The organism is Pseudomonas sp. SIMBA_041 (assembly GCF_046535095.1).
GTDB lineage: Bacteria > Pseudomonadota > Gammaproteobacteria > Pseudomonadales > Pseudomonadaceae > Aquipseudomonas > Aquipseudomonas mucoides.
Window position 1 is genome coordinate 41,237 of the sequence record NZ_JAWRXJ010000008.1, and the last position, 25,488, is coordinate 66,724.

General features: G+C 60.3%; 21 protein-coding genes. 5 read left to right on the forward strand and 16 right to left on the reverse strand.

Annotated features, from left to right (window positions below; genetic code table 11):
* The first annotated feature begins 4 nt into the window (after positions 1–4).
* A complete protein-coding gene (locus SB725_RS19955; RefSeq protein WP_017341065.1) occupies positions 5–532 on the forward strand; it encodes a single-stranded DNA-binding protein in 528 nt (175 codons plus the stop codon).
* Between the two features lie 67 nt (positions 533–599).
* Here the strand turns inward: SB725_RS19955 and SB725_RS19960 are convergent, their stop codons facing one another.
* From SB725_RS19960 to SB725_RS20005, 10 genes are all read right to left on the reverse strand, one after another.
* Positions 600–2,804, reverse strand: a complete 2,205-nt coding sequence (locus SB725_RS19960; RefSeq protein WP_059182083.1) for an OsmC domain/YcaO domain-containing protein — start codon at positions 2,802–2,804, stop codon at positions 600–602.
* A gap of 156 nt (positions 2,805–2,960) precedes the next feature.
* Positions 2,961–4,118, reverse strand: coding sequence for a glutathionylspermidine synthase family protein (locus SB725_RS19965; protein WP_410922505.1), 1,158 nt, complete (start codon positions 4,116–4,118; stop codon positions 2,961–2,963).
* A gap of 12 nt (positions 4,119–4,130) precedes the next feature.
* Positions 4,131–4,844: a DUF1190 domain-containing protein gene (locus tag SB725_RS19970; RefSeq protein ID WP_027924371.1), complete on the reverse strand. Its 714-nt coding sequence runs from the start codon at positions 4,842–4,844 to the stop codon at positions 4,131–4,133.
* Positions 4,845–4,863: 19 nt separating this feature from the next.
* Positions 4,864–5,292, reverse strand: a complete 429-nt coding sequence (locus SB725_RS19975) for a DUF350 domain-containing protein (RefSeq protein WP_027924370.1) — start codon at positions 5,290–5,292, stop codon at positions 4,864–4,866.
* Between the two features lie 14 nt (positions 5,293–5,306).
* The gene (locus tag SB725_RS19980) at positions 5,307–5,990 is read right to left on the reverse strand and encodes a DUF2491 family protein (protein WP_027924369.1); all 684 of its coding nucleotides are present in this window, start codon (positions 5,988–5,990) and stop codon (positions 5,307–5,309) included.
* Positions 5,977–7,011 (reverse strand): ion channel, encoded by a 1,035-nt coding sequence (locus tag SB725_RS19985; protein WP_027924368.1) that lies wholly within the window; start codon positions 7,009–7,011, stop codon positions 5,977–5,979. Before SB725_RS19985 ends, SB725_RS19980 begins: the two co-directional genes overlap by 14 nt.
* 74 nt (positions 7,012–7,085) lie before the next feature.
* Positions 7,086–7,649 (reverse strand): rhomboid family intramembrane serine protease, encoded by a 564-nt coding sequence (locus SB725_RS19990; RefSeq protein WP_410922506.1) that lies wholly within the window; start codon positions 7,647–7,649, stop codon positions 7,086–7,088.
* A 177-nt stretch (positions 7,650–7,826) separates the two neighbouring features.
* Positions 7,827–8,525 carry a PspA/IM30 family protein gene (locus SB725_RS19995; RefSeq protein ID WP_027924366.1) on the reverse strand — a complete coding sequence of 233 codons (699 nt, stop codon included), beginning with the start codon at positions 8,523–8,525 and terminating at the stop codon, positions 7,827–7,829.
* 21 nt (positions 8,526–8,546) lie between these two features.
* Positions 8,547–9,128, reverse strand: a complete 582-nt coding sequence (locus tag SB725_RS20000) for a YjfI family protein (protein WP_027924365.1) — start codon at positions 9,126–9,128, stop codon at positions 8,547–8,549.
* Positions 9,129–9,362: 234 nt separating this feature from the next.
* Positions 9,363–9,911 (reverse strand): cysteine hydrolase family protein, encoded by a 549-nt coding sequence (locus SB725_RS20005; RefSeq protein ID WP_059182086.1) that lies wholly within the window; start codon positions 9,909–9,911, stop codon positions 9,363–9,365.
* A gap of 102 nt (positions 9,912–10,013) precedes the next feature.
* Between SB725_RS20005 and SB725_RS20010 the strand changes: the two genes are divergently transcribed.
* The 3 genes from SB725_RS20010 (at position 10,014) to SB725_RS20020 (ending at position 13,152) form a co-directional block, all read left to right on the forward strand.
* Entirely contained in the window at positions 10,014–11,009 is a 996-nt protein-coding gene (locus SB725_RS20010; RefSeq protein ID WP_410922507.1) for a GlxA family transcriptional regulator, read from the forward strand.
* A gap of 285 nt (positions 11,010–11,294) precedes the next feature.
* The gene (locus SB725_RS20015; protein WP_059182087.1) at positions 11,295–12,404 is read left to right on the forward strand and encodes a DUF3182 family protein; all 1,110 of its coding nucleotides are present in this window, start codon (positions 11,295–11,297) and stop codon (positions 12,402–12,404) included.
* Positions 12,394–13,152 carry an alpha/beta hydrolase family protein gene (locus SB725_RS20020; protein WP_027924361.1) on the forward strand — a complete coding sequence of 253 codons (759 nt, stop codon included), beginning with the start codon at positions 12,394–12,396 and terminating at the stop codon, positions 13,150–13,152. Before SB725_RS20015 ends, SB725_RS20020 begins: the two co-directional genes overlap by 11 nt.
* 117 nt (positions 13,153–13,269) lie before the next feature.
* Here SB725_RS20020 and SB725_RS20025 read toward each other — a convergent pair whose 3' ends face one another.
* From SB725_RS20025 to SB725_RS20045, 5 genes are all read right to left on the reverse strand, one after another.
* Entirely contained in the window at positions 13,270–14,256 is a 987-nt protein-coding gene (locus tag SB725_RS20025; protein WP_410922508.1) for a lysylphosphatidylglycerol synthase domain-containing protein, read from the reverse strand.
* Entirely contained in the window at positions 14,243–15,538 is a 1,296-nt protein-coding gene (clsB, locus tag SB725_RS20030; RefSeq protein WP_410922509.1) for a cardiolipin synthase ClsB, read from the reverse strand. Before clsB ends, SB725_RS20025 begins: the two co-directional genes overlap by 14 nt.
* Positions 15,535–16,332 (reverse strand): endonuclease/exonuclease/phosphatase family protein, encoded by a 798-nt coding sequence (locus SB725_RS20035; protein WP_027924358.1) that lies wholly within the window; start codon positions 16,330–16,332, stop codon positions 15,535–15,537. The genes clsB and SB725_RS20035 overlap by 4 nt, the downstream gene beginning before the upstream one ends.
* Positions 16,329–17,255: a DUF72 domain-containing protein gene (locus SB725_RS20040; protein ID WP_027924357.1), complete on the reverse strand. Its 927-nt coding sequence runs from the start codon at positions 17,253–17,255 to the stop codon at positions 16,329–16,331. The genes SB725_RS20035 and SB725_RS20040 overlap by 4 nt, the downstream gene beginning before the upstream one ends.
* Positions 17,256–17,459: 204 nt before the next feature.
* Complete coding sequence (locus tag SB725_RS20045) at positions 17,460–18,659, reverse strand: MFS transporter (RefSeq protein WP_027924356.1); 1,200 nt, start codon at positions 18,657–18,659, stop codon at positions 17,460–17,462.
* A gap of 247 nt (positions 18,660–18,906) precedes the next feature.
* Here SB725_RS20045 and SB725_RS20050 point away from each other — a divergent pair, with 247 nt between their 5' ends.
* The gene (locus SB725_RS20050; protein ID WP_410922510.1) at positions 18,907–21,030 is read left to right on the forward strand and encodes a mechanosensitive ion channel family protein; all 2,124 of its coding nucleotides are present in this window, start codon (positions 18,907–18,909) and stop codon (positions 21,028–21,030) included.
* Between the two features lie 115 nt (positions 21,031–21,145).
* On the opposite strand, the gene SB725_RS20055 is transcribed toward SB725_RS20050, so the two are convergent.
* On the reverse strand, positions 21,146–25,462 hold the full coding sequence (locus SB725_RS20055) for a DEAD/DEAH box helicase (RefSeq protein WP_410922511.1): 4,317 nt from the start codon (positions 25,460–25,462) through the stop codon (positions 21,146–21,148).
* Positions 25,463–25,488: the final 26 nt, after the last annotated feature.

A 25,488-nucleotide genomic window follows, 5' to 3' on the forward strand; every position in this document is an offset into this window, starting at 1 on the left:
CGTTATGGCCCGTGGGGTTAACAAAGTCATATTGGTCGGCACTTGCGGCCAGGATCCCGAAGTTCGCTACTTGCCTAACGGTAACGCCGTGACCAACCTGAGTCTGGCGACCAGCGAACAATGGACCGACAAGCAAACCGGTCAGAAGGTCGAGAAGACCGAATGGCACCGTGTGTCGATGTTCGGCAAGGTTGCGGAAATCGCCGGCGAATACCTGCGGAAAGGTTCGCAGGTGTACATCGAAGGCAAGCTGCAGACCCGCGAGTGGGAAAAAGACGGTATCAAGCGTTACACCACTGAAATCGTGGTCGACATGCAAGGCACCATGCAACTGCTGGGCGGCCGTCCACAACAGGGCGACCAACAAGGCGGGGGCAACAACTACCAGCAGTCCGCCCCGGCTCCACGCCAGCAGGCTCCACGTCCGCAGCAGTCGTCGGCACCGCAACAATCGCGTCCGGCTCCACAGCAGCAGGCCGCGCCTCAGCCGGCTCCGGATTTCGACAGCTTTGACGACGATATCCCGTTCTAAAAAGCGGCGATCCAGTCAGTAACAAAAAAAGCGAAGCCATCTGGCTTCGCTTTTTTTATGGGCGCTATTAACGGGATAACGTGGTGACGTTGGCCCGTGCCGAGTGCAGTTTCTTGTAGCTTTCGATCAACCGCAGGTGCCTGTCGAGCCCCTCCAGTTTCATGTTGGTCGGCGTCAAGCCATGGAAGCGCACGCTGCCGTCCACCGAACCGATGGCTGCGTCGGTACGCTCGTTGCCAAACATCCGGCGGAAATTGGCCTCGTAGTCTTCCAGTTCCAGGTCTTCGTCCAGCTTCATTTCCAGCACCACATTGACGGCCTGGTAGAACAAACCACGTTCAACCGTGTTGTCGTTGTACTGCAGGAACATTTCTACCGCCTCTTTCGCCTCTTCATATTGCTCCAAGGCGAGATAGATCAGCAGTTTCAACTCCAGGATCGTCAGCTGACCCCACGCCGTGTTGTCGTCGAACTCGATGCCGATCAAGGAGGTAATGTCGGTGTAGTCGTCCAGTTCACTTTCCACCAGACGCTCAACCAGCGATTGCAATTCTTCTTCGTCCAGTTGATGCAGGTTGAGGATATCGGCGCGGAAGAATAAGGCTTTGTTGGTGTTATCCCAGATCAGATCATCCGCCGGATAGATTTCCGAATAGTCCGGCACCAGGATGCGGCATGCCGTTGCGCCGATATGCTCGTAGACCGCCATGTACACTTCTTTGCCCATGCCTTTGAGGATGCCGAACAAGGTCGCGGCTTCCTCGGCATTCGAGTTTTCACCCTGGCCGGAGAAGTCCCACTCGACGAATTCGTAATCCGACTTGGAGCTGAAGAAGCGCCACGACACCACACCGCTGGAGTCGATAAAGTGCTCGACGAAGTTGTTCGGCTCGGTCACCGCATGCCCTTCAAACGTCGGCTGCGGCAGGTCATTGAGGCCTTCGAAACTGCGGCCCTGCAACAATTCGGTGAGGCTGCGTTCCAGTGCCACTTCCAGGCTCGGGTGCGCGCCGAACGAGGCGAACACGCCGCCGGTGCGTGGGTTCATCAGCGTGACGCACATCACCGGGAATTCACCGCCCAGGGACGCATCTTTCACCAGCACCGGGAAGCCTTGCTCTTCCAGCGCCTGAATACCAGCCAGTATGCCGGGGTACTTCGCCAACACCTCGGCCGGCACATCCGGCAGGGCAAATTCGCCTTCGATGATTTCGCGTTTGACCGCGCGCTCGAAGATCTCCGACAGGCACTGTACCTGGGCTTCGGCCAGCGTGTTGCCGGCGCTCATGCCGTTGCTCAGGAACAGGTTTTCAATCAGGTTGGACGGGAAATACACCACCTCGCCGTCCGACTGACGAACATACGGCAGCGAACAGATGCCGCGCTCTTCATTGCCCGAGTTGGTGTCGATCAGATGGGAGCCGCGCAGTTCGCCGTCGCGGTTGTAAATCTTCAGGCAGTATTCGTCGAGAATTTCCGTGGGCAGCGCGTCCTTGCGGCCAGGCTTGAACCAGCGCTCGTCCGGGTAATGCACAAACGGCGCGTTGGCGATGTCTTCGCCCCAGAACTGGTCGTTGTAGAAGAAGTTGCAGTTCAGACGTTCGATAAACTCGCCCAGCGCCGACGCCAACGCGCTTTCTTTGGTGGCGCCTTTGCCGTTGGTGAAACACATCGGCGAGTGTGCATCGCGGATGTGCAGCGACCACACGTTGGGCACGATATTGCGCCACGAAGCGATTTCAATCTTCATGCCCAGGTCCGCCAGAATGGCCGACATGTTGGCGATGGTTTGTTCCAGCGGCAGATCCTTGCCCGCGATATAGGTGTGCGCCTCGGAATTGGAGGCAGGCATCAACAATGCCTGGGCATCGGCGTCGAGGTTGTCCACTTCTTCGATCACAAACTCAGGCCCGGCTTGCACCACTTTTTTAACGGTGCAACGGTCGATGGAGCGCAGGATGCCCTGGCGGTCCTTGTCGGAGATGTCCGCCGGCAACTCGACCTGAATCTTGAAAATCTGGTTGTAGCGGTTTTCCGGGTCAACAATGTTGTTCTGCGACAGGCGGATGTTTTCGGTGGGAATACTGCGAGTGTCGCAGTACAACTTCACGAAATAGGCCGCACACAACGCCGATGAAGCCAGAAAGTAATCGAACGGACCCGGTGCCGAACCATCGCCCTTGTAGCGAATCGGTTGATCGGCGACCACGGTGAAGTCATCGAACTTTGCTTCAAGCCGAAGGTTGTCGAGAAAGTTGACCTTGATTTCCATGGGGGATTACCAGAATAACGGGCTAGACGAATTGGCCGCCATTATCCGGCTTTTCAGGCGTATGTCTTGTCGTTGTCGGATCCGGAGTCTGGTTTACGCCTGTTTCAACCTGGCGCCCGATACACGGTATCGGGCGTTTGATGAGCGATTTGATGCTCAGTCGAGGATCAGGTGTGGCAAAAAGCGGCTCGAATCCTTGGTGATCAAGCTGTTGTCTTCCCGCACGCCAATCCCGGCCGCCTGATCGCCAATCACCCAAGAACCGATCAGCGTGTAGCTGTCGCCAAATTTAGGCAGCGGCGCAAATTCCTGAAGGATAAACGGCGCGTCGGTGTAGGGGCCGTCCTCTTTCACGATCAGACCGTCGGCCGTTTGCAGCTCGATGTTGGCGCCTTCGCGGGAGAAGAACGGTTTGCGCACCCAGCCCTTGGGCACGGCTTTGTTCGGATCCGTGTCCAGATGCGCCGCGAGCAGGTTCGGGTGACCTTTATTGAATTCCCACAGCAACGGCAGGATGCCCTTGTTGGAAATAATGGATTTCCACGCGGGCTCAAAAAACTGCGTATCACACTGGGCAATTGCGGCACCGAAGGGCTCGTGGAAGATGAATTCCCAGGCGTGCAACTTGAACAGATGAGGAATCCAGCGATCCTCAAGGTCGACGAAGCGTCCGTCACTGGTCAGGCCGATGTCTTCGATGTCGATGTGCCGTGATTCGATGCCGACCTTTTCCGCGACCAGCCGCAGGTAATCGGTGGTGCCCTTGTCTTCGACCGAGTGTTTCATCGAGGCGAAATAGAACGGCTGCTTCAACTGCAACTGGGCAAAAGCCTGATGCAGTTTGGTGTCGATGCTGTTGAACTGGTCGGCCTGCTTGGGCAGCAGACCACGCTCGATGCATTGTTCCAGCCAGCCCCATTGAAACGCAGCGGCCTCATACAGGCTGGTCGGCGTGTCGTAGTTGAGTTCCAGCAACTTGGCCGGCCCGGTGCCGTTGTAGGAAAAATCCATGCGCCCATACAGGTGCGGGTGGCCTTCGAGCCATGACGTGCGAATCATGTCGTAGAACGCCGGAGGAATACTCAGGCGCTCGAGCAATTCCTCGTTCTGCACCACCCGGGCGACCATGTCCATGCACATCTCATGGATCTCGGTGGTCGGGTCTTCCAGATCCTTTTCGATCTGCTTGAGCGTGAACTGGTAATACGCGCGCTCGTCCCAGTAGGGTTCGTCGTCGATGGTGTGAAACAGAAAGCCGAGACCTTCGGCGGTCTGTTTCCAGTCATGACGCTCTGCGCAATGGATTTTCTTCATGGCCCGGTTTCCTTAACTGCTCGACCCGCCGCCCCAGCCGCTGCGCGCACTGGCCTTGCTGCCAAAGCCGCCACGCGACGTCGACGAGGCAACGGAAGAAACCGGCTTGCTGGCCGATTTGCTGATGGTGGAGCTGTAACTGCTGCCGGATCGCGCCTGGTTGGAGCGGCCAAACGTTGAACCGTTGGCGACGCGCTGACTGAGTGTTGAATTGCCGTAGTTACCGCGATCGTCGCGGTAGCGGTACACCGGCTGCGAGTAATAGCTGTTGCGGTTGTTGCTCAGCATGTTGCCGATCAACAGCCCGGTCAGCAGGCTGCTGGTGGAGAAGCCCGAACCGCCGGTGTTGGCTTCCGAAGCCGGCAATTGCGCCTTGGCGGCGTCGACCTGGGACTGCGTCACCTGGCCATCGGCAGTCAGCTCGAAGCCGCCGAGCCGGGGAATGAACTTGCCGGTCGACTCCTGCTGGCACCAGTCGGCGACGAAGTCGGCATCGCAATCGGCCTGGTTGTCGTACACCGGCGCAATGCGGCGATGTTCGGCCATGGCGGTCATGTAGGCGTCCGAGCAGACGTCTACCGGGAGCTTTTCATCGGCGCATTGCTGGACGGACTGGAAGTTGTACTTCTTCTGCACCGCGTAGGTTTTTTCCGTTGGCCCGCAACCGGATATCGCCATGGCGACCGATGCGGCCAGCGAGAGCTGAACGTACTTGCTTCGTTTCATCAGGATCTCCGCTGCGCAATCAGTTCTGGGAAGGGGTCATGCACGCGGCGTTCAACATGCCCACGCTGATGGCCACTGCCGCGACATAAATGCCCGCCGCGATTTCACCTTTCTTGATGCGTTCCGAGGTGCCTTTGAGCACCAGGCTGGTCATCAGGAACGCCAGCAGTTGCACGAATGCGGCAATGACTGCCCAGACGACGAAGTCGAGCAGGCTGATCGAGTAGGCAATCACATTGCTCGCTGGAATGGCGAAGCCAATGATCGCGCCACCCAGTGCAATCGCAGCCGCCACGTTGCCCGAACGGATCAGTTCGAACTCTTTGTGCGGTGTGATGCGGGTGTAGATGAACTGGAACAGTGCGAACAACACGGCGGCGCCGAGGATGTAAGACACAAACCCGAGCACGGCTGCCGGGTTCAGCGAGATGGAGAGTGCTTCTAGCATGGACGGCTTCCTTGTTAAAAAGTATTCAGGTCGGTGGTGTACAGCGAGACGCCCAGCGACGTGCTCAAGCTGATGGTGCCTTCGGCGTCTTCTTCGACGGAAAACAGCAGGAATTCCCGGCGATCGGTCAAGCCGGTTTCGCGGGCGTACAGCATCGAACGGTGCTCGATGCTGTAGCTGTCTTCCGGGTTTTTCAGCTGTTCGCTCAGTTCGACCAATTCCGTCTGACCGTTCTCGGTGCCCCATTCGCGGGTGTATTCGACGCCGTTATGGGTGTAGGTCGGCAACCCGATCAGGCTTTGCGGGCCGGCCAGCCGTCGCAGCTCTGCTTCGCTGCTGATGGTGATGTAACTGAGGTAATTGAACAGGATCACCGACTCGACCTGGCCGGCGATATCGCCGGTGGTGTGCACTTGCAGCCAATACTCTTCCTCGTTCATGTAATAACGCGACAGCCAGGTCGACTGCCCGAGATCAATGGTGCCGTTGCTCCAGATTTGCTGGGAGCCCGGGATCGTCACCGTGGAGTTGCCGTCGAGCAACAACTTCAGCGTCGTGTCGAACATCACCTCTTTGCCCAAGGCCAGGCCCAATGGGCCAGTGACGGGTGACGGCGTTGCGTTGGCAGTCCATTTCGACGGGGTGTTTGTGTTCGTGTTCGGAGCCTCAAGCCCCATCAACTGTTTAAACCATCCCATTGGAGATCTCCTTCAGGCGAGTGGAGGCAATGTAAAAGAGTTCGCCGCCCTGAACGCGCGTGGCACAGGGCGGGTTGATTGAAGGTTGCTGCGCGCCTTGGGCGCGATAGCCAATGAGCGTGGCGTTGTGGCGCTGTTTCATTTGCGCGTACAGATCGCCAAAAGTCGCCTCATAGGTGTCGGGCAGTTTCATCAGGTATTGAGTGGCGCCTTCACCCACGCACAGCAATTCGTTGATGACCACTGACGAGCCGGGGTCCTGGGAGGCGCGCACCAACATCTCGATGGCCATACTTGAAGTGCATTCCAGGCTGGGGGCGTAGGCGCTGGCGAGCGCGGCGATTTCACTTTCATTGAAGTGTGCGACCACATGCCCGACCGGGTTCAGTTGATTGATCGCCAGCACGGTGGCCAGGGTCAAATCGTCTGACGAGGTACGCACCAGCACGCGTTCGGCGCCGGGAACACCGGCACGCAGTAACAATGCCGCGGAAGACAGGCTTTCACCTTTGATGAAGTCCGCCTTGCCCGGCAGGGGGTTTTCTTCGAGGGTGCAATCGCAAATGACGATCAGGTTGTCGTTCGAGGTTTCGTCCGCCAGCAACAGTTCAATGACCCGTTCGCTGGACGCGCCTTCCCAGCCGATGAGCACGGTATGGCCGACCTTGCCGGTGAAATCGCCTTTACCCTTCATGCCTTTTCTCCATGCATCGATAACACTGCTGGTGGTTTTGCCGATGGCTGCCGTCAGCAGCGCAATGCCGCCGAGCATGACCCAGGTCGCCACGAAAATTCGCCCGGCCGATGTCTGTGGCGCGAGATCGCCATAGCCCACGGTCAGCGTGGTGGTGAGATAGAAGTAGGTGAACGTGGCGGGGGCGGTGAGGTGGTGTTCGCCCAGAAACACCAGTCCCAGCCAGGCTGTGCTCAGGTGTACGCCCAATGCAATCAATAGGCCCGCCCAGCCGAATCGGTGGAAGAGGGACGAAGCATACATGCGCACTAACAAAAAAATCGACATGGGGTCCCTGGCTCCGTGGGGGGTACTCGTTCCTGGCGATAGAGTCGCGTTGGCATTCGAGTGCTCAAGTGCGCTTACCGGGCGGCATTAAACCTGCTGCGCGGTGCAGATAACAGTACTTTGGCTGCGATAAATCCGGCGAAGGCCCCGAACAGATGCCCTTCGAAGGAAATGCCCCGGCGAGGCAGGAAGCCAAAGACCAGGCCGCCATACAACAGCGCCACGACGCCCGCCGTGAGCACATTGCCCCAGCTCTTCTGGAACCAGGCGCGCGACAGAATGTACGCCCACAGCCCGAACACCCAGCCGCTGGCACCAATGTGTACACCTGCAAAACCGAACAGCCAGACCAGCGAGCCGCCCAGCAGAATAATGATGGCGCTGACCGCCATGAACCGATTGAGCCCTTCGACCATCACCAGCGTTCCCAGAACCAAAAAGGCCACAAGGTTGGCGCTCAGGTGCGAGAAGGACGCATGTAAAAAAGGTGAAGTGACGATGCCGAGCAGTCCATGCATGGTTCGCGGGATCAGGCCGAATGCCATAAGGCTGTAGCCGGTCGCCGCGTTGATCACTTGCAGCGCGACCATGAAGATGGCCAGGCTGGCGATTAGCTTGAAACCCTTCAGGGCATCCATCCTTGACCTCGGTTCTACAAAAAATAAGGGCGATGAGTTCAGTCAGTTAAGGTAACCCACCTGTGGGAGCGAGCTTGTTCGCGATGGCGGTGGGTCAGCCAACATTGATGTTGAATGACATACCGCCATCGCGAGCAAGCTCGCTCCCACAAGGTGTTTGGTGTTGCCCCGACCGCTTTACTCGGCCGATTTTTGCTTCAGGCGTTCCAGGATCGCGTTGGCGCTGCCTTCGTTCGGCGTGATGCCGGCTTCGCGCAGTTTGCGTTCCAGGTCGGTACCGGTCGATGCGTCGGCCAGTTCGTCCTGAGCTTGCAGTTCAGCGGCACGTTGTTGCTGCTTGGCCTGCAAACGGTTCAGGGTGCCGACGGCAGTTTCCAGCTTGCCGTTGGCGCCGCCGCTGGCGATAGAGGCGCTGACCTGGGCTTTCTGCACGCTTTCGCGGGCCTTGGCCATGTCCACTTGCTGGCGCAGGCTCTTGATGCGGTTTTCGGCCTTGGTGATGTCTTTGCGCATGTTTTCCGCGTAACCGCCGAATTCGGTGGCCTGCTTTTGCTCGACATCGAGCTCATTGGTCAGGGTCGAAATCGCTTCGGCGACTTCCATCGCCAAGTCTTCACGGCCGGCGTTCAGGGCGGCAACAGCCTTGGATTCCAGGTCCTTGATTTTGGCGTTGTACTCGCTGACGCGGTCGGCCGACAGTTTGTGCTTGGCCATGATGGTGACCAGTTCACGCTTGGCGTTGGCCAGCGCGCTGTCAGCATCGCGAATTTCCTGGTCGAGGATGCGCAGGGCCTGCTGGTCGACGATGGCTTCGCCCACTTCAGTGGCGCCGCCGCGCAGTGCGGTGAACAACTTGCTCCAGATGGACTGAGTCATTGGATCTTCCTTTCCTGATAATTACTTGAAGAAGCGTTCGAAGGCTTCGATGGCACGCTGAACGTTGTCGACGAGGGTTTTCACCTCGGTCACCACGTTGGTCAGGCTGGAGTCGGAACTCAGCGCGCCAAACATGTTGTAAACGACCTGGCCGTTGGGCATGGACTCGATACCGATCGAGGACAGCGGGAACATTTCCCGGCTGCGCAGCACGGCATCGTTGAAGGCTGGCACGTCGCGGATGGACTCGACGTCGACCAGAACGGTGTCGACGATGATTTGCTCACCTGCCACGGCGATGTGAATCGGCAGTCCGCCAAACTCGTTCATCTCCAGCTTCAGGCTGGGTTCGGCGCTCTGGATCAGGGAGAGCGTGATCTCTTGCGAAGCCACCTCATCAAGGGCCTTGAGGGCGTTGTAGAGGCTATCGATGTTCCAGTTGTTGCCTGCGCTCATGTAATTCTCCGACATGAATGAGCCAGCCAGAATCGGTTGGCGTAGCTGTTGCTCCATCTGCTTGAGCAAGCTTCGGTTTTCGGGAAGCACCCAAGATTCGTGTTTCACATAACCGGCGGCTGCCAGGCCTGCGCGCATCTGCTTCATGTAGAAGCTCGATGGTTTTTTCGCGGACGGTTTCGAGCGGCTTTGCATGGCAGTGACTCCGTTGTGAAAATCTCACGCGTGAGAAACCCTACGCCCAATCCTAAACGTCATCAATGACTCACGCGTGAGTTTTTTCTGCCATGCGCCAAAAGGCCCGCTGCATGGCGGGCCCTGTGGTATTTCAAAGTGTTTCCCGACCGTTAATGAAGGTTGGGATGATCACATTTACCGCGTTTAATCACGCAGGAACTCATCGGTGGACACCACGTTGGCGTAGGCAAAGCCCAAAGCCGACATGAACGCCGCGTGAACATGGGCGGCCGGCACGGTCAGGCCGTTGAATTCCAGGTCACGGGTGGCACAGGCGTCATGAATCACCGTGACGTTGTAGCCAAAATCCGCCGCCGCGCGGGTGATGCCATCGATGCACATGTGGCTCATGCTACCGACCACCACCAACTCCTTGATCCCTTGTTCATCGAGGATCGATTTCAGCTCGGTTTCGCGGAACGAGTTGACGAAGTGCTTGAGGACCACGGTCTCATTGGCGAGGTTGAGCACGTTGGGGTGCAGCTTTGCGCCATCGGAACCGGGGGTAAAGAACGGAGCCTCTTCGGAGGTGAATTCATGGCGAATGTGCACCACTGAATCACCAGCCTCACGAAAGGCCTTGAGCACACGAACGGCGTTATCTGCCGCGGCGTCAGCGCCGACCAGCGGCCACTTGCCTTGTGGGAAGTAGTCGTTTTGGATATCAACTACGATGAGCGCTTGCTTGGCCATAAGTGTTTCCTTGAAATGCTTGTTGGGTGTGGAACGAAGTATTGGGCCTGGCGGGCCGTCCGAGGATTGGCCGCACCGACAATAGAAGGGGGAAAACTGACAATGGACGCAGAAAGGGCAATCGCCGAACTGGGCGTGCTGATTTATACCGGCGCGCAGATGGCGGCGGTGCATGGGCTGACGGACCTGTTCGACGTGGCTAACAGAATCGCCGCCGAGCATCAGTCGGCGCGGTTGCCGCTGTTGCGGGTCAGCCATTGGCAGGTTGAGGGCGATCAGGCCCCGGTTCGGGTCTACGACAGCCATCCGGCGCCGGACTCAGCCTTGGTGGCGGTGTTGATCCCGCCGTCGATCGCCAGTTTTTACGCCGGTCAGGTGCCGCAGGCATTGCTCCAGTGGGTTCGTCAGCAGCACGCGAACGGCGCGACCCTCGGTGGCGTCTGCGTGGGCTCGATTCTTTTGGCTGAAAGCGGCCTGCTCGATGGCCGCAGCGCCACCGCGCACTGGACCTCGGCCAAAGCCTTCGCCGAGCGTTACCCTGCGATCAAGCTCAAGGCTGATACGCCGATTGTCGATGACGGCGACTTGATCACCACGGCCGGACTGATGGCCTGGTCCGAGTTGGGGCTGCGCCTGGTGGACCGTTTGCTGGGGCCGAGCATTGCGACCGGCACCGCACGCTTTCTGGTGGTGGAACACAGTGACAGCGCGAGCGAGTGCGGCAGCAACTTTGCACCGATTCTCAGTCATGGCGACGCCTCGATTCTCAAGGTCCAGCATTGGCTGCAAAGTACCGGGGCGACCGATGTGTCGCTGACCGCCATGGCCGAGCGGGCCGGGCTGGAGGAGCGCACGTTCCTGCGTCGCTTCCGCGCGGCGACCGGGCTCAAACCGACCGAATACTGCCAGCACCTGCGGGTCGGCAAGGCCCGGGAAATGCTCGAGTTTACCAACGGCACCATTGATCACATTGCCTGGACCGTGGGGTATCAGGACCCGAGTGCGTTTCGGGCGACGTTCAAGAAAATTACCGGGCTGGCGCCGAGTGATTATCGAACGCGGTTTGGTGTGTCGCCGATGGCCGCAACTCCACGGTAGCCAGATCACTGCATAGCCTGTGGGAGCCGAGCTTGCTCGCGATTGCACCATAACATTCAACACTGATGTGTCTGATACATCGCCATCGCGAGCAAGCTCGGCTACCACAGGGCTATCGTGCAAAATGCAGGAGGTGAATCGACTGTCGTGCAGAATAAAACAGGCCTGATGCCATTACCCTTTTCACAACTATCTGATTTAACAGTTGTTTGCGGCGCCCACCGCTTGGCCTGATCTCTGCACCGTTCCCTCAACACTCATCAATCGCCATTTGAAGGGGGACGCATGACCCCAACAAGCCGCAAAAAACTGGTGGTCGCCCATTCCGTGGGCCCCGATGCGCCACAGCATGAAGTCGAAACCAATCGCGCCCTGGCCCGTTGGCTGGCGCAGATTCTGGGCCTTAAGTACGGCGGCAGTTTTGATCAGAAATTGCATGACGGCCGGGATCTCTACCTGCTGCCGACCCAGACCCTGGTAGGCGCCGCTGCCGCCCGGCAAATGGGCGTCAAAGGGCCGGAAGATTTGTGGGGCGGCTACGTCGACCACGATTTCATCTGCACCAAAGCCATCAGCCATGGTTTGCTCAACAAGAATGCTTATGCCCCACCAGGCTGGTCACCGCTGTTTTCCGAACGCGTGCGCAACGTGGTGCTGGATGGCCTCAGCGTGTTCTCCCTCGACGATGCGCGGCCCGCCGCCGAACACTTGCTCTACAACGGCCCGATCCGGCTCAAGCCGGTGCATGCCTGCGCCGGACGCGGACAGGAAGTGATTGAAAGCCTCGACCAGTTCGACGCCATTCTCGCCAGACCTGATGCCAGCAAGCTGTTCGCCGAAGGCGTAGTGTTGGAGCAGGACCTGAGTGACGTGATTACCCACAGTGTCGGCCAGAGTTTTATCGGCGACACCGTGCTGAGTTACTGCGGTGATCAATACTTGATCGAAGACGGGCAGGGCGAGCGGGTGTACGGCGGCTCCAACCTGCTGGTGGTGCCGGGTTATTACGAGGACCTGCTCAAGCTGCCGTTGCCGGATGACGTGCGATTGGCGATCCGCCAAGCGCAAGTGTTTGACAGCGCCGCCGATGAGGCCTATCCCGGTTTCTATGCGTCACGGCGCAACTACGACATTGCTCAGGGGCTGGACAGTAACGGCAAGCCACGTAGCGGTGTGCTGGAGCAGTCCTGGCGCATGGGCGGTGCCAGCAGCGCGGAAGTGGCCGCGTTGCAGAGCTTCGTCAATGATCCGCGGATGCGCGCGATTCGTGTGTCATCCGTCGAAACCTACATCGATCAACCGCTGCCGGCGGACGCCATCGAGGTGTACCGCGGCCCCGCAGAAAACAGTGACTTTCTTCTCAAGTACGTAACGGTCAAATCCTATGACGGCTAGAAGTGAAACCATTCAGATCGACATCGACGATGAACAGATGAGCGGGACTTTTCTCAGCCCCAAATCCAAGGTTCCCGGCGTGCTGTTCGTGCACGGTTGGGGCGGTAGCCAGGAGCGGGATCTGGAGCGGGCCAAAGGCATCGCCGGTCTGGGGTGCGTGTGCCTGACGTTCGACTTGCGCGGTCACACCGGCGGCACCGGAATCCCGCTGACGCGCGTCACCCGTGAAGACAATTTGCGCGACCTGCTGGCGGCGTATGACCGGCTGCTCGCGCACCCGGCGCTCGACACCTCGGCCATCGCCGTGGTCGGCACCAGTTATGGCGGTTACCTGGCCGCGATACTGACGTCATTACGTCCGGTGCGTTGGCTGGCGCTGCGGGTGCCGGCGCTGTATCGCGACGATCAGTGGCACACACCCAAGCGTGAGCTGGACAAGACCGATCTGCGCGATTACCGCAGCACGTTGATCCGCGCCGACAGCAACCGGGCACTGCATGCCTGCTCGCAATTCACCGGTGATGTGCTGCTGGTTGAATCCGAGACTGACGACTATGTGCCCCACGCAGCCATCATGAGTTACCGCGCGGCGTGTCAGCAGACCCACTCGCTGACCCACCGGATTATCGACGGCGCCGATCACGCCTTGAGCGACCCGGTTTCGCAGCAGGCGTATACCTCGATTCTGGTGGACTGGATTACCGAGATGGTGGTGGGTGAGCGGTTGAGCATTATTCAATCCCGCTGAGAAATCTTCGCTGTTTTCGAGTCCGTCATCGCGAGCATGCCCACCCTACAGGTAGACCGCGATCCAAAATGTAAGAGTGAGCCTGCTCGCGATGGCGGCATCCGACTCCCCCCATACTCAAGAAGGTTTCTTCGAGATCCGCAGCGACTTGGCCTTGGCCTCCACCGCCAGATACATCACCAATGTAATCAATAACGGCAAGATGAAATAAATCGCCCGATACGCCAGCAACCCCGCCACCAGGCTCCCCCGCGAAACCTCATGTTGCAGCAGCGCCACAAACACCGCCTCCAGCACCCCAAGCCCTGCCGGGATATGCGTGATGACCCCGGCGATGGCGCTGATCAGCAGCACACCCAGCACCAGCGGATAGTCCAGCTTGCTCGGCAACAAAGTAAAAATCACCGCCGCCATCAACGACCAGTTCAGCGCCCCCAGTGCCAGTTGCAGCACCGCCATGCGCAGCGATGGCAGGTTGATTTCCACCCCGCGAATCGCCCATTCCCGACGCTTGGAAAACCGGCAGGCGACCAGGTAACCCGCACTCACCAACAGCAGCACCACACCGACGCCTTGCAATGCATCGCTGCTGAGTTTCCAGCCGGGCGGCATGCGCACCAGGCCGCTGCTGAACACGACGCCAGCAATCACCATGTAGCCGAACCAATTGGTCGCGAGGCTCAAGCCGAGGATTTTCGCGATGTTGCCCTTGCTCACACCCAACCGTGAATACAGCCGATAGCGCATGGCGATGCCACCCACCCATGCACTCAGATTAAGGTTAAACGCATAGCTGATGATCCCCACCGGCAGGATCTGTTTCCACGTCAGGTCCTGTCGAATGTAGGTGCGGCCGATCAGGTCGAAACAGGCGTACACCAGAAAGCTCAACAGCGTCAGCCCCGAGGCGATGACCAGCGTACGTACCTTGAAATCGGCCAGGGTGTCGAAGACTTCGTTCCATTCGAGACGCTGGGCGAGCATCGTCAGCAAGACAATCAGCGCCAGGAAAAACAGCAGGGTCAATGGCCGTTTCCAGCGGCTCCAGCGCGATTTCGCCGGGTGCCCGATGTGTGGGGGCGAATGAGCTTCAGCGCGGGACATGGTGATCGCTCCCGGTCGGCTGGCTGAAGGGCTTCAGGTGCGGCTTGTGGGCCGGCAGCCAACCTGCCCACGCGGGGAAATGCCGCAGGAAGTGAAACACCAGGAAGCCGACCGTCATGTGCCAGATGCGTCCGCGCGGGGCGTTGTCGACGGACATGGCTTTGCAGTGGTTGTCGCTCAGGTGTTCAAGGCGTTCGAACAGCGTGCGATTGAACGCACGGTCGCGGATCAACACATTGGCTTCCAGGTTCATGGACAGGCTCAACGGGTCGAGGTTGCTCGAACCGACAGTGCTCCAGTCCTCATCCACCAATGCGACTTTGCCGTGCAGCGGCCGCTCGCAATACTCGTGAATCTGCACGCCTGACTTGAGCAGATAGTCATAGGTCATGCGCGCCGCGAGCTTGGCCACCAGCATGTCCGGCTGCCCTTGCAGGATCAGCCGCACATCGACACCACGGCGCGCCGCGTTGCGGATCTCGCGCAGCAAGCGATAACCGGGAAAGAAGTAGGCGTTGGCGATCACCACCCGACGCTTGGCGCTGCGCAACACCAGCCGGTAAACCTCCTCGATGTCGGAGCGATGGTCGCCATTGTCGCGGTACACCAGCCGAACCTGACCGTCATGATCGTTGAAGGCCAATTCCGAGCGCCGCTGCCGGCGTCGTTGCCACCAGTATTTGGCACGGGCCGGGCGCCCGCATTGCAGCAGCGCAAAGTGATGAATGTCGGCCACCGCCGGGCCTTGCACTTCAACCGAGTAATCCTGTTTGGCCTCGGGGCCGAAGTCGCCCAGATGGTCGGCGGAAAAATTGATCCCGCCGATGAAGGCAATCGTGCCGTCGACCACCACGATCTTGCGGTGCAGCCGACGGAACCAGTTGGTGCGAATGCCCAGATGCTTTGGCGCCGGATCGAATATCTGGATGTGTACGCCGGCCTGGCTCAACGCCGCCAGGAACCCGGTGCTCAATTCGCCGCAGCCAAAGCCGTCGAGACTGGCGGTGACCCGCACGCCGCGCTGGGCCGCGTCGATCAGCACTTGCTGCAGCTCGTTGCCGACCTTGTCCTCGAACACGATGAAGGTTTCCAGGAGGATTTCCGTGGTGGCCTGACGCATGGCCTCGAACACTCTCGGGAAATACGCTTCACCGTTTTCCAGCAACTCGACCCGGTTGTTGCCTTGCCAGCCGTAGTCGACATTGACCACGCCAGGCTCACGGGTGGTCGGGTTTGTGGACAGGCGTTCCGCGCGGGTTTCTTCCATCGACGGGATGCTCATAATTCGATCTCCACCGACAGCGGTGCGTGGTCGGAAAGGTGTGACCAGGGGCGCGCCGCCAACACCTGCGGACGACTGGCCTTGAGGTTGCGCACGTAGATGCGGTCCAGTCGAAGCGCCGGCATTCGCGCCGGAAAACTGCGCGCCGGTTTGCCGTGATGTTCGGCGAACACTTCACGCAGGCCACATGGCTTGAGCAGCACATCGGCGCGCTGGCGCCAGTCATTGAAGTCCCCGGCCACGATCACCGGCGCATCGTCGGGCAACTCTGCGAGGCGTCGGCTCAACAGTTTTAGCTGTTCAGTGCGATGGGCTTCGCGCAGCCCCAGGTGCACGCAGATGGCGTGGATTTCCTGACCGTCACCGGGCAGGCGTAGCACGCAATGCAGAAGGCCGCGGTTTTCATGGCCGCTGATCGACACGTCCAGGTTGTCATGGCGAATGATCTGGAATTTCGACAGCAGCGCATTGCCGTGATCGCCCGCCGGGTAGACCGCGTTGCGGCCATAGGCGAACTGCGGCCACAACGTGTCGGCGAGGAATTCGTACTGCGGCATCGCCGGCCAGTTGCTGTAGCGCATGGGATGCTGCTCATGGGCGCCATGGACTTCCTGCAAAAACACCACGTCGGCGGACACGCTGCGCACCGCTTCACGCAACTCCGGCAGGATGAAACGCCGGTTCAGCGCGGTAAAACCTTTGTGCGTATTGACCGTCAGCACCGTGAAGCGGCGCACGGCGGTCAGGAGGGCGGACGGCTCATCCGCTGCGTCGAGCGGCTCGGGAATGTTCATGGCAGCACGCCTTCCGCTGCCGGCTCACCGGGGGCGGTGGCGAGTTCGTTGTCGAGGTGGAAGCGCTCGAGCAGGCGCCGCGCATCGAAGGGCGCGCGGACCTTGATGTCGTTATCGAAATAACAGAACACCTCGCGGGATTTGCGGGCCTTGGGTTTCTGCCGAGGTGCGATCAATTGCGCGTCCGACGGTTGCTGGCCATGCACCCAGGCGTCGATCCGGTCGGCCCAGCGTTTCAGCGCCTGCGGGGGGTAGCCGCTGGCGTAGAGCTCTTCGGCACCGTGCAGGCGCAGGTAGACGAAATCGCTGGTGAGGTCTTCGCGGTACGGCCATTTACCCGCCGTATCGGCAATCACCAGCGCGGCGTTGTAGCGTTTGAGCAGACGGATGAACGCCGGGTCGACAAAGCTTTCGTTCCTGATTTCCACGGCATGCCGTACAGGTTTTTTCTTGTGCGCCGTGAGGCTGGCGTGGCCGTTCAGGTGCGAATCGTGCTGGCGGGCGAGGGTGGCCGCCTGCTGGGTGTCGTGGGGTAATTGTTCGAGGAAGCTTTCGAACACATCGGCGTCGAATTTGAAGTTGGGCGGGAATTGCCAGAGGATCGGCCCAAGCTTTTCCTTGAGCTCCAGCACGCCGGAGGCGAAAAAGTTTGCCAGTGGATGATGGACATCCCGCAGGCGTTTGATGTGGGTAATGAAACGCGGGCCTTTGACGCTGAAGACGAAACCCGGCGGGGTGTCGGCGTACCACTCGGCGTAACGTTCCGGCCGTTGCAAGGCGTAAAACGATCCATTGATTTCAATACTGTTGACTGCCCGCGACGCGAATTGCAATTCGCGTTTCTGGGTCAGCCCCTTTGGGTAGAAACTCCCCCGCCAAGGCGCATAACGCCAGCCTGAAATGCCGATATGAATCGCCGCCATGTCGCCTCCCGTCTGATGGTCCTCGGACAGCCCTGTCTTTGGATGACTGCCGGGCGGGAGAGAAAGTTTCGACGGGACTACGGACGGTACGGCACACACATATCCAATGTAGGAGTGAGCCTGCTCGCGATGACGGAGTGTCAGTCAACATTCACAGCGACTGATTCACCGCTATCGCGAGCAGGCTCACTCCTTCAGGTTAAATCAGTGCCCGGCGACGATTCGGGTTGAACCTTGATACACCGGCCCCAACCGATCAAGCCGACCGCTCCACGCCGTCAGCGCCAATGCCACCAACACCACCAGGCCACCGATCCACGCGGTATGAATCAACCCCAGGTGCGCAACAATCAAACCACCACCCCACGCACCTCCTGCAATACCGAGGTTGAACGCCGCAATGTTCAACCCCGAGGCGACATCCACCGCCTGCGGCGTGTGATGTTCGGCCTGACGCACCACATACACTTGCAGGCCCGGCACGTTGCCGAACGCGACGGCGCCCCACACCAGCACCGTGACCAGCGCCAGCCATGGATTGCCGGCAGTAAACGTCAACATGAACAGCACCGCCGCGAGCAAGGCGAAGATGATTTTCAGCGCGCTGATCGGGCCACGCGTGTCCGCCAGTTTGCCGCCCCAGATGTTCCCCACCGCCACCGAAACGCCGTAGACCAGCAGCACCAGGCTCACCGTGCCGGCGCTGAAGCCGGAAATGTCCTGGAGAATCGGCGCCAGGAAGGTGAACGCGATGAACGAACCGCCATAACCCACCGCCGTCATGGCGTACACCAGCAGCAGGCGCGGTTGCTTGAGCACCTGCAATTGCTGCAACAGTGAAGCGGGTTTGCTGTGGGCGATGTTTTTCGGCACGTAGATCAGGCTGCCAATGAAGGCGATTACGCCCAAGGCCGACACCGCGAGGAAGGTTTCACGCCAGCCGAAATGCTGACCGATGAACGTCCCCAGCGGCACACCGGTGACCAGCGCCACGGTCAGGCCGGTGAACATGATGGCAATCGCACTGGCGGCTTTTTCCTTGGGCACCAGGCTGGTGGCGATGGTCGAGCCAATCGAGAAAAACACCCCGTGGGCCAGGCCAGTGACGATCCGCGCAATGATCAACGACTCGTAGCTCGGCGCTTGCCAGGCCAGCAAGTTGCCGAGGGTAAACAGCACCATCAGCGACAGCAGCAGCATTTTGCGCGGGACTTTGCCGGTCAGGGCCGTCAGTACCGGGGCGCCGATGGCCACGCCCAGGGCATAGAGGCTGACCAGCAGGCCGGCGGACGGCAGGCTGACGCCAAGGTCGGCGCCGATGGTGGGTAACAGGCCAACGATGACGAACTCGGTCGTCCCGATGGCGAAGGCGCTGAGGGTCAGCGCGAGCAAGGCAATGGGCATGACTGCAACTCCGGTGGGTTTGAGTGAATGGAGCGCAGTGTCGGGGTTCCGGTTGTGCGGAAAAATACAGGAGGGAGCATTTGATATTTGCGTTAAGGTCAAATATCGACAGTGCTCTACAGTTATTCGCGGGAGTGAGCTTGCTCCCACAGGGAATGGCCCCGTCCTTTATCCCGCGGCCAAAACCGAACTTACCCGCTATTTTCCGATCAGGTTCTTACAGACTTTTTCGACGGAGCTCCCCGTTTTGCTCAAGTTCAAAACTGCGATATCGCTGGCGCTACTTCTGTTCACATGCAGCCTCGGGCTGCAAGCGGCAACGCTGCCGGGCCTGCCGGCGACCAGCACCGCCGCGACGCCACCGGCTCAGCCGGAGCCACTGGTCCAGGGCGGTTTGCTCGGGGCGATCAGTTCGAGCATCGATGAGGTCGAGAGCAAACTTGATCTCAACGAAGACCTGGTCGACGCCTGGCGATTGCGCGCAGACCGAGCGGCGGACGAAGTGGATCAACTGGTCAATCATCCCTCGGCGCGTTCCAGTTGGAGCGTGATGGGGGATTTCCTGATTTTGTCCGGTGTATGGATGAGCGTTTTTGCGATGCTTTGGCTGCTCGGTGGAATGCTCGCCACGCGACTGAGCGAGCACCGCTTGCTGCTCACCCGTGAACGCGGCCAGGCCGTGCTCGGTTATCTGTCGCCATTCAGCCTGCCGGCGCTGATCAGCCTGCCGTTGACGATTGTCGTCAGCCACTACCTGCCGGTGTCTGCCGGTCGGGCGCTGGCGCTGTGTTTCGCCTACGCCACCAGCAGCGGCATATTCGCTGCTTCGCTGGTGCTCACATTGGTGGTCCTGTTCAACACCGGGCACAAGCGCCGGGCGGTGCAGATTCTCCGCGATTACACCCCGCGCCCGCTGTTTGGCATCGGTTTTCTGGTCGCGCTCAGCGATGCCTTGACCAGCCCGCAGATCGCCCACCAATTGGGCAGCAACCTGACCAGCAGCATCGCGGTATTGACCGGGCTTGGGGCCTCGATTTCCTTTGGTCTGCTGGTGATCAAGATGCGCCGCCCGGTCGCGCACCTGATCCGCATTCTGCCGTTGGCGCAACGCCTCAAACAGCCGGCATTGCGCGAGACGCTGCGGATTTTTTCGGGGCTGTGGTATTGGCCGATTCTGTTGATGGTGATGGTCTCGGTCATGAACCTGATCAGCATCAGCGATGACAATCAGCAGGTGCTGCGCAGCGCGCTGTTCACCACCGTGTTGTTGATCGCCACGGTGTTTCTCAGCACGACGTTGCATCACTTGTTCAAGTCCCGCAGCGAGCAAGCGGCGCGCCGCAGCAATGCCTACAAAGAGCGATTTCTGAGCCTTTCACACGCCTTGCTGCGGATCAGCATGGCGATTGTGTTCATCGACATCCTGGGGCGTATCTGGGGGGTGTCACTCCTGGAATTCGCGATGAGCAACACGGTCGGACGCGCGATCAGTGATTCGCTGAGCCGCATCGGCCTGATCTTCCTCGTGACCTGGATGGTCTGGGTGGTGCTCGACACGGCGATTCAGGAAGCCCTGAAACCACCGGTCAACAAACGCTCCGCACGCCAGCCAAGCACGCGGGTGAAAACCATCCTGCCGCTGCTGCGCAATGCGATGAAAATCCTGCTGGTGGTGATCTGTGCGATCACCACCATGGCCAACCTGGGGATCAACGTCGCGCCGTTCCTGGCCGGTGCCGGGGTGGTGGGGCTGGCCATCGGTTTCGGTTCCCAGCAACTGGTGCAGGACGTCATCACCGGGCTGTTCATCATCATCGAAGACACCTTGTCGATCGGTGATTGGGTGGTGCTCGATTCCGGGCATGCGGGCACGGTCGAAGGCCTGACCATCCGCACCTTGCGCCTGCGTGACGGCAAGGGTTTTGTGCACTCGGTGCCGTTCGGCCAGATCAAGGCAGTGACCAATCAATCCCGGCAATTTGCTTACGCGTTCTTCTCGGTGCAGTTCACCTATGACACCGACGTCGACAAGGCGATCGAGTTGATCCGTGAGGCCGGGCATTCGATCAGCGACGACCCGTTTCTCAAGTACAACCTGCAAGGGCCGCTCGACGTCTTCGGGGTCGACAAAATGGACCTCAATGGCGTGGTGCTGACGGCGCAGTTCCGTACCGTGTCGGGGGGGCAATATGCGGTGAGCCGGGCGTTTAACCAGCGATTGAAAAAGCTTGTGGATAACAGTCCTTGGGTGCATTTCGCGCAGACTTATCCACAGCAGGTTTTTATGCCGCAGCGGCAGATGGATGGGGATGACGAATTGGCGCAGGAGCATTCGGCGGTGTTGCTGCCGGATCAGCCTAGAACTCAGTGATTTGTGTTGACGCTGGTGGCCCTATCGCGAGCAAGCTCGCTCCCACAGGTTGTATGAACGACGCACATCCAATGTGGGAGCGAGCTTGCTCGCGATGAGGACCGCCCGGACACCATCAATGCCGGATCAGTTTGTTGTGTAACTCAGCACTCGATACCTGATCCAGCTCCAGCCAATAATGCTGCGTGCCGGCAATCTCCGCCGCCGCCGGCAACCCATCGCGGTACACCAACCGATTACTCGCCAACGCCGGCACCTTCGCTCCCGGTAACAGCGTCCCGGCCAGGTTCAGCGGATCAACCCCGCACACTGCAATCAAGCTTCCGTCATGCGGCCGACGACGTACTTCGCGCAATAGGGGAATAGCTTCGGGCAACGCAAATTGTTCGCCGGCCAAACCACTGACAAACCGCCCGCCGCGTATCTCACCCCGTGCCTCCAGCCGATGAAAGGTACGCAGCAATTCGCGCCAGCTCGGCAGCCAATCCGCCTCTCGTTCCAGCAAACGCCAGAACACCACGCCATAGCGTCGCAGCAAGGTCATGGCGATGTGTTCCAGTGTCTCGACAGGCGTGGGCGCTGGGCGTTGGTTCTCCACAACCGGCGTGGCAGGCACGCGGCGTAACAGCGCCCAGCGCCCGGCATCGTCCATGCCGCCGACAAACGCCCCGCGCCCGCGTCGGCTGCTGCGATTCTGGCGTTTGCTGGCCGGGGTGATCAGCGCCCGCAAGCCAGCGAAGCTGTCGGCATTCACCAGTCCGGCGCCGACCAGTTCCTGCAAGGCGATTTCCAGTTCCGAGCGCAGCAGATGGGCTTCGTGAATCAGCTCATCGAAAAACAGCGCGCCGTGCTGGCTGAGCGCTTCGTGAACCTTTTGTGTTTTGGGCGACAGTTCGCTGACCGCTGTCTGCTCGGTCAAGCTACTCCACAAGCCGACCTGGCTGCGCGGCAGCAACAGAATCGGTGTGCTGCGCAGCGCCGTGCTGGCGCTTTTGTTGGGAGCGGTCAGGCGTGTCCAGACCAGTTTTCCGCTGCGGCAAAGATCGTCCAGCCAGCCTGGTGAATAATCTTTGATCCGCGCCGGCAGGATGTCGCTGTCCCAGGCCGATGCAGCGGCGGGGTAGCCTTCGAACTGACTGATAATCGCCGGCAAAACCGCGCTGCCTTGGCCCTGAGTCGAGACCGACAGGTGCTGCCAGTCGAACAGAAAACGCATGAAGTCCTGTAACGCCACCGGCTCGATTTCCCGGCGCAAACGCTTGACGGTGTAGCGGTGAATGCGCGCCAGTAGATGCCGCTCGCACCATTCCTCATGACCCGCGCCGGGCGTGAACCGGCCGCGCAACAGATAGCCTTCGCGTTCCAGTTGCGCCAAGGCCTGAGTGACATGATTGGCCGCCACTCCAAGCGGTTCGGCAATCGCGCCCAGTGGCAACGGCCCGAATGCGCTGAGCCGAGCGCGGATCACTTCAACGATGGCTTCTTCTGGCGCCCAAACCTCATCGAAACCGGGCAACGCTTGCAGTTCAGGCAACAAAATCGCCTGTGGATAAATCGCCTGCCAGCAAGTCAACCGCTCCAGGGCCAGCCACAACGATTGCCTGGCGTTGATCTGCAAGCGGCTGGCGCGCCCGCTGTCGGCCAGGGCGTTCAGCCAATCGAGCCAGTGCGCATTGGCCTGCGCTTCTGTGTCGGTGATGCACGCAAGGCTCATCAACGCCTCGTGCATTTCATCGACGCCGGTGGGTGTCGGCCAGGCCTCATCGCGTACCGCTTGAATCGCTTCGGTATCCAGCGCGCCGAGGTCATCGGTTGACTGTGGGTCGGTCCAGCGCCGGTTGAGCACGGCTTGCGTGCGGCGCTCTTCCAATGGCGCATCGTCGAGAAAGGTGTAGGGCCGGGCGCTGAGGATTTCCGCTGCCAGTGGGGAGGGCGCCGGCAAGTCGCGACTGATCAGCCGCACGTCACCCCGTTCCATGCGCCGCAACAGAGTCAGCCAGCCTTCGCTGTCCATCGCCTCGTGCAGGCAATCGTCGAGGGTTTGTTCCACCAACGGATGGTCGGGAATTTCGCGCTCGCCGGCGAGGTTTTCCACACAGGCAATCTGATCGGGGAAGACGCTGGCGATCAGGTCTTCGCTTTTCATTCGCTGGATCTGCGGCGGCACTTTGCGTCCGCCGCTGTAGCGCGGCAGGGCCAGGGCGACACCGGTATTCCAGCGCCAGCGCACGCCGAACAACGGCGCGTCGAGGACCGCTTGAATCAGGATGTGCTCGGCGCTGTTGCTGTGCAGGTAACGCCAGACGTCGTCGAGTTCAAAACTGTGGCTGGTGGACAGCGACAGCACGATCGCGTCTTCGCTGGCGGCAGCCTGCAATTCGAAGTTGAACGTGCGGCAGAAACGCTTGCGCAGGGCCAGGCCCCAGGCACGGTTGATGCGGCTGCCGAACGGGGTGTGGATGATCAGTTGCGTGCCGCCGGACTCGTCGAAAAACCGCTCCATCAGCAGTGTGTCTTGTGACGGCAGGGCGCCGAGCGTCAGGCGTGCGCGGGCGAGGTAATCCACCAGTTGCTCGGCGCTGGCGAGATTCAGGCCGAGGGTGTCGGTCAGCCAGTCGAGGGCCGGTTGCAGGTTGCCCGGTGTGGCGCCGAGCAGGTCGTCGAGGTGCGCTTGCAAGCGCGCAACGGCAAATGACAGTTCCGCGCTGCGCCCCGGCGCTTCGCCGAGCCAGAAAGGAATGGTCGGCGGCTGGCCCTGAGCGTCTTCGACCCGGACCTTGCCGGTTTCGACCCGCAGGATCCGGTAGGAGGTATTGCCCAGCTGGAACACATCCCCGGCGATGCTTTCCACCGCAAAGTCTTCGTTGACGCTGCCGATGTTCAGTCCTTGGGGTTCCAGCAACACGCTGTAGTCGGCGTTGTCCGGAATGGTGCCTCCGCTGGTCACCGCCGTCAGTTTGGCGCCCCGGCGGCCGCGCAGGGTGCGGGTGACTGCATCACGGTGCAGGTAAGCGCTGCGGATACCCTGACGCCCGTTGTAACCCTCGGCGAGCATGTGCAGCAGCGCCTGATAATGTTTTTCGTCGAGTCCGGCATACGGCGAGGCGTTGCGGAATGTCTCCAGCAATGCCTGTTCCGACCATTCCTGGCAACTGACTTCGGCGATGATTTGCTGTGCGAGTACGTCCAGCGGCGCGGTAGGAATCTGCAGCGTGTCGAGTTCGCCGCGCCGCACGCAATCGAGCAGCGCGGCGCATTCGATCAGGTCGTCGCGGGTGGTGGCGAACAAGCGGCCCTTGGGCGTACCGCCGACCTGGTGTCCGGAGCGACCCACTCTTTGCAGGAACCCGGAAATCGAGCGCGGCGAGGCAATTTGGCACACCAGATCGACGTCGCCGATGTCGATGCCCAACTCCAGCGAAGCGGTGGCGATCAGCACTTGCAGGTCGCCGCGCTTGAGCCGTTGTTCGGCGTCCAGGCGAAACTCTTTGGCCAGACTGCCGTGGTGCGCGGCCACCGCGTCTTTGCCGAGGCGTTCGCTCAGGTGCCGGCTCAGACGCTCGGCGAGGCGCCGGGTATTGACGAAAATCAGCGTGGTCCGGTGTTCGCGGGCGAGGGCGGCGAGGCGGTCGTAGACCTGTTCCCAGACGTCATTGGCCATGACCGCCGATAACGGCACGGGCGGTACTTCGATGTCCAGGTCCCGTGGGCGGGCGTGGCCGATGTCGACGATGGCGCAGGGACGGTCGCGGCCCACCAGAAAACGCGACACTGCTTCGATGGGTTTTTGCGTGGCGGACAGGCCGATGCGCATCAGCGGTTCTGCACACAGCGCCTGTAACCGTTCAAGGCTCAGGGCCAAATGGCTGCCACGTTTGCTCCCGGCGATGGCGTGAATTTCATCGACGATCACGGTGCGCGTGGTGCCGAGCATCTGCCGGCCAGAATCGGAGCCGAGCAGCACGTAAAGGGATTCCGGGGTGGTCACCAGAATGTGCGGCGCGGTCTTGCGCATGGCCGAGCGGTCTTTTTGCGGGGTGTCGCCGGTGCGCACAGCGGTGTTGATCTGCATTTCGGGCAAGCCCATCGCCCGTAATTGCGTGGTGATTCCAGCCAGCGGGTTTTGCAGGTTGATCTGGATGTCGTTGGACAAGGCCTTGAGCGGCGAGACATAGACCACCAGGGTTTCGTCTGGCAGCCCGTCGTCGGTTTCCAGGCCGCGGTGAACCAGGTCGTCGATGACGGCGAGGAAGGCGGTAAGGGTTTTACCGGAGCCGGTGGGCGCGGCGATCAGGGTCGAGCGGCGCTGACGAATCAACGGCCACGCCCGGGCCTGGGCGGCGGTGACCGTCGGGAAGGTGCTGCTGAACCAGGCGCTGACGGCAGGGTGGAAGCCTGCCAGGGCGCTGTCCATGGGGATTGGCAGATTCATGAAGTCAGTTATGCGGGTGGGGAAAT

Excerpts from the sequence above, each read along its gene's own strand:
- SB725_RS19955 (WP_017341065.1), top strand. The coding sequence starts at position 5 with ATGGCCCGTGGGGTTAACAAAGTCATATTGGTCGGCACTTGCGGCCAG.
- SB725_RS19960 (WP_059182083.1), bottom strand. The coding sequence starts at position 2,804 with ATGGAAATCAAGGTCAACTTTCTCGACAACCTTCGGCTTGAAGCAAAG.
- SB725_RS19965 (WP_410922505.1), bottom strand. The coding sequence starts at position 4,118 with ATGAAGAAAATCCATTGCGCAGAGCGTCATGACTGGAAACAGACCGCC.
- SB725_RS19970 (WP_027924371.1), bottom strand. The coding sequence starts at position 4,844 with ATGAAACGAAGCAAGTACGTTCAGCTCTCGCTGGCCGCATCGGTCGCC.
- SB725_RS19975 (WP_027924370.1), bottom strand. The coding sequence starts at position 5,292 with ATGCTAGAAGCACTCTCCATCTCGCTGAACCCGGCAGCCGTGCTCGGG.
- SB725_RS19980 (WP_027924369.1), bottom strand. The coding sequence starts at position 5,990 with ATGGGATGGTTTAAACAGTTGATGGGGCTTGAGGCTCCGAACACGAAC.
- SB725_RS19985 (WP_027924368.1), bottom strand. The coding sequence starts at position 7,011 with ATGTCGATTTTTTTGTTAGTGCGCATGTATGCTTCGTCCCTCTTCCAC.
- SB725_RS19990 (WP_410922506.1), bottom strand. The coding sequence starts at position 7,649 with ATGGATGCCCTGAAGGGTTTCAAGCTAATCGCCAGCCTGGCCATCTTC.
- SB725_RS19995 (WP_027924366.1), bottom strand. The coding sequence starts at position 8,525 with ATGACTCAGTCCATCTGGAGCAAGTTGTTCACCGCACTGCGCGGCGGC.
- SB725_RS20000 (WP_027924365.1), bottom strand. The coding sequence starts at position 9,128 with ATGAAGCAGATGCGCGCAGGCCTGGCAGCCGCCGGTTATGTGAAACAC.
- SB725_RS20005 (WP_059182086.1), bottom strand. The coding sequence starts at position 9,911 with ATGGCCAAGCAAGCGCTCATCGTAGTTGATATCCAAAACGACTACTTC.
- SB725_RS20010 (WP_410922507.1), top strand. The coding sequence starts at position 10,014 with ATGGACGCAGAAAGGGCAATCGCCGAACTGGGCGTGCTGATTTATACC.
- SB725_RS20015 (WP_059182087.1), top strand. The coding sequence starts at position 11,295 with ATGACCCCAACAAGCCGCAAAAAACTGGTGGTCGCCCATTCCGTGGGC.
- SB725_RS20020 (WP_027924361.1), top strand. The coding sequence starts at position 12,394 with ATGACGGCTAGAAGTGAAACCATTCAGATCGACATCGACGATGAACAG.
- SB725_RS20025 (WP_410922508.1), bottom strand. The coding sequence starts at position 14,256 with ATGTCCCGCGCTGAAGCTCATTCGCCCCCACACATCGGGCACCCGGCG.
- clsB (WP_410922509.1), bottom strand. The coding sequence starts at position 15,538 with ATGAGCATCCCGTCGATGGAAGAAACCCGCGCGGAACGCCTGTCCACA.
- SB725_RS20035 (WP_027924358.1), bottom strand. The coding sequence starts at position 16,332 with ATGAACATTCCCGAGCCGCTCGACGCAGCGGATGAGCCGTCCGCCCTC.
- SB725_RS20040 (WP_027924357.1), bottom strand. The coding sequence starts at position 17,255 with ATGGCGGCGATTCATATCGGCATTTCAGGCTGGCGTTATGCGCCTTGG.
- SB725_RS20045 (WP_027924356.1), bottom strand. The coding sequence starts at position 18,659 with ATGCCCATTGCCTTGCTCGCGCTGACCCTCAGCGCCTTCGCCATCGGG.
- SB725_RS20055 (WP_410922511.1), bottom strand. The coding sequence starts at position 25,462 with ATGAATCTGCCAATCCCCATGGACAGCGCCCTGGCAGGCTTCCACCCT.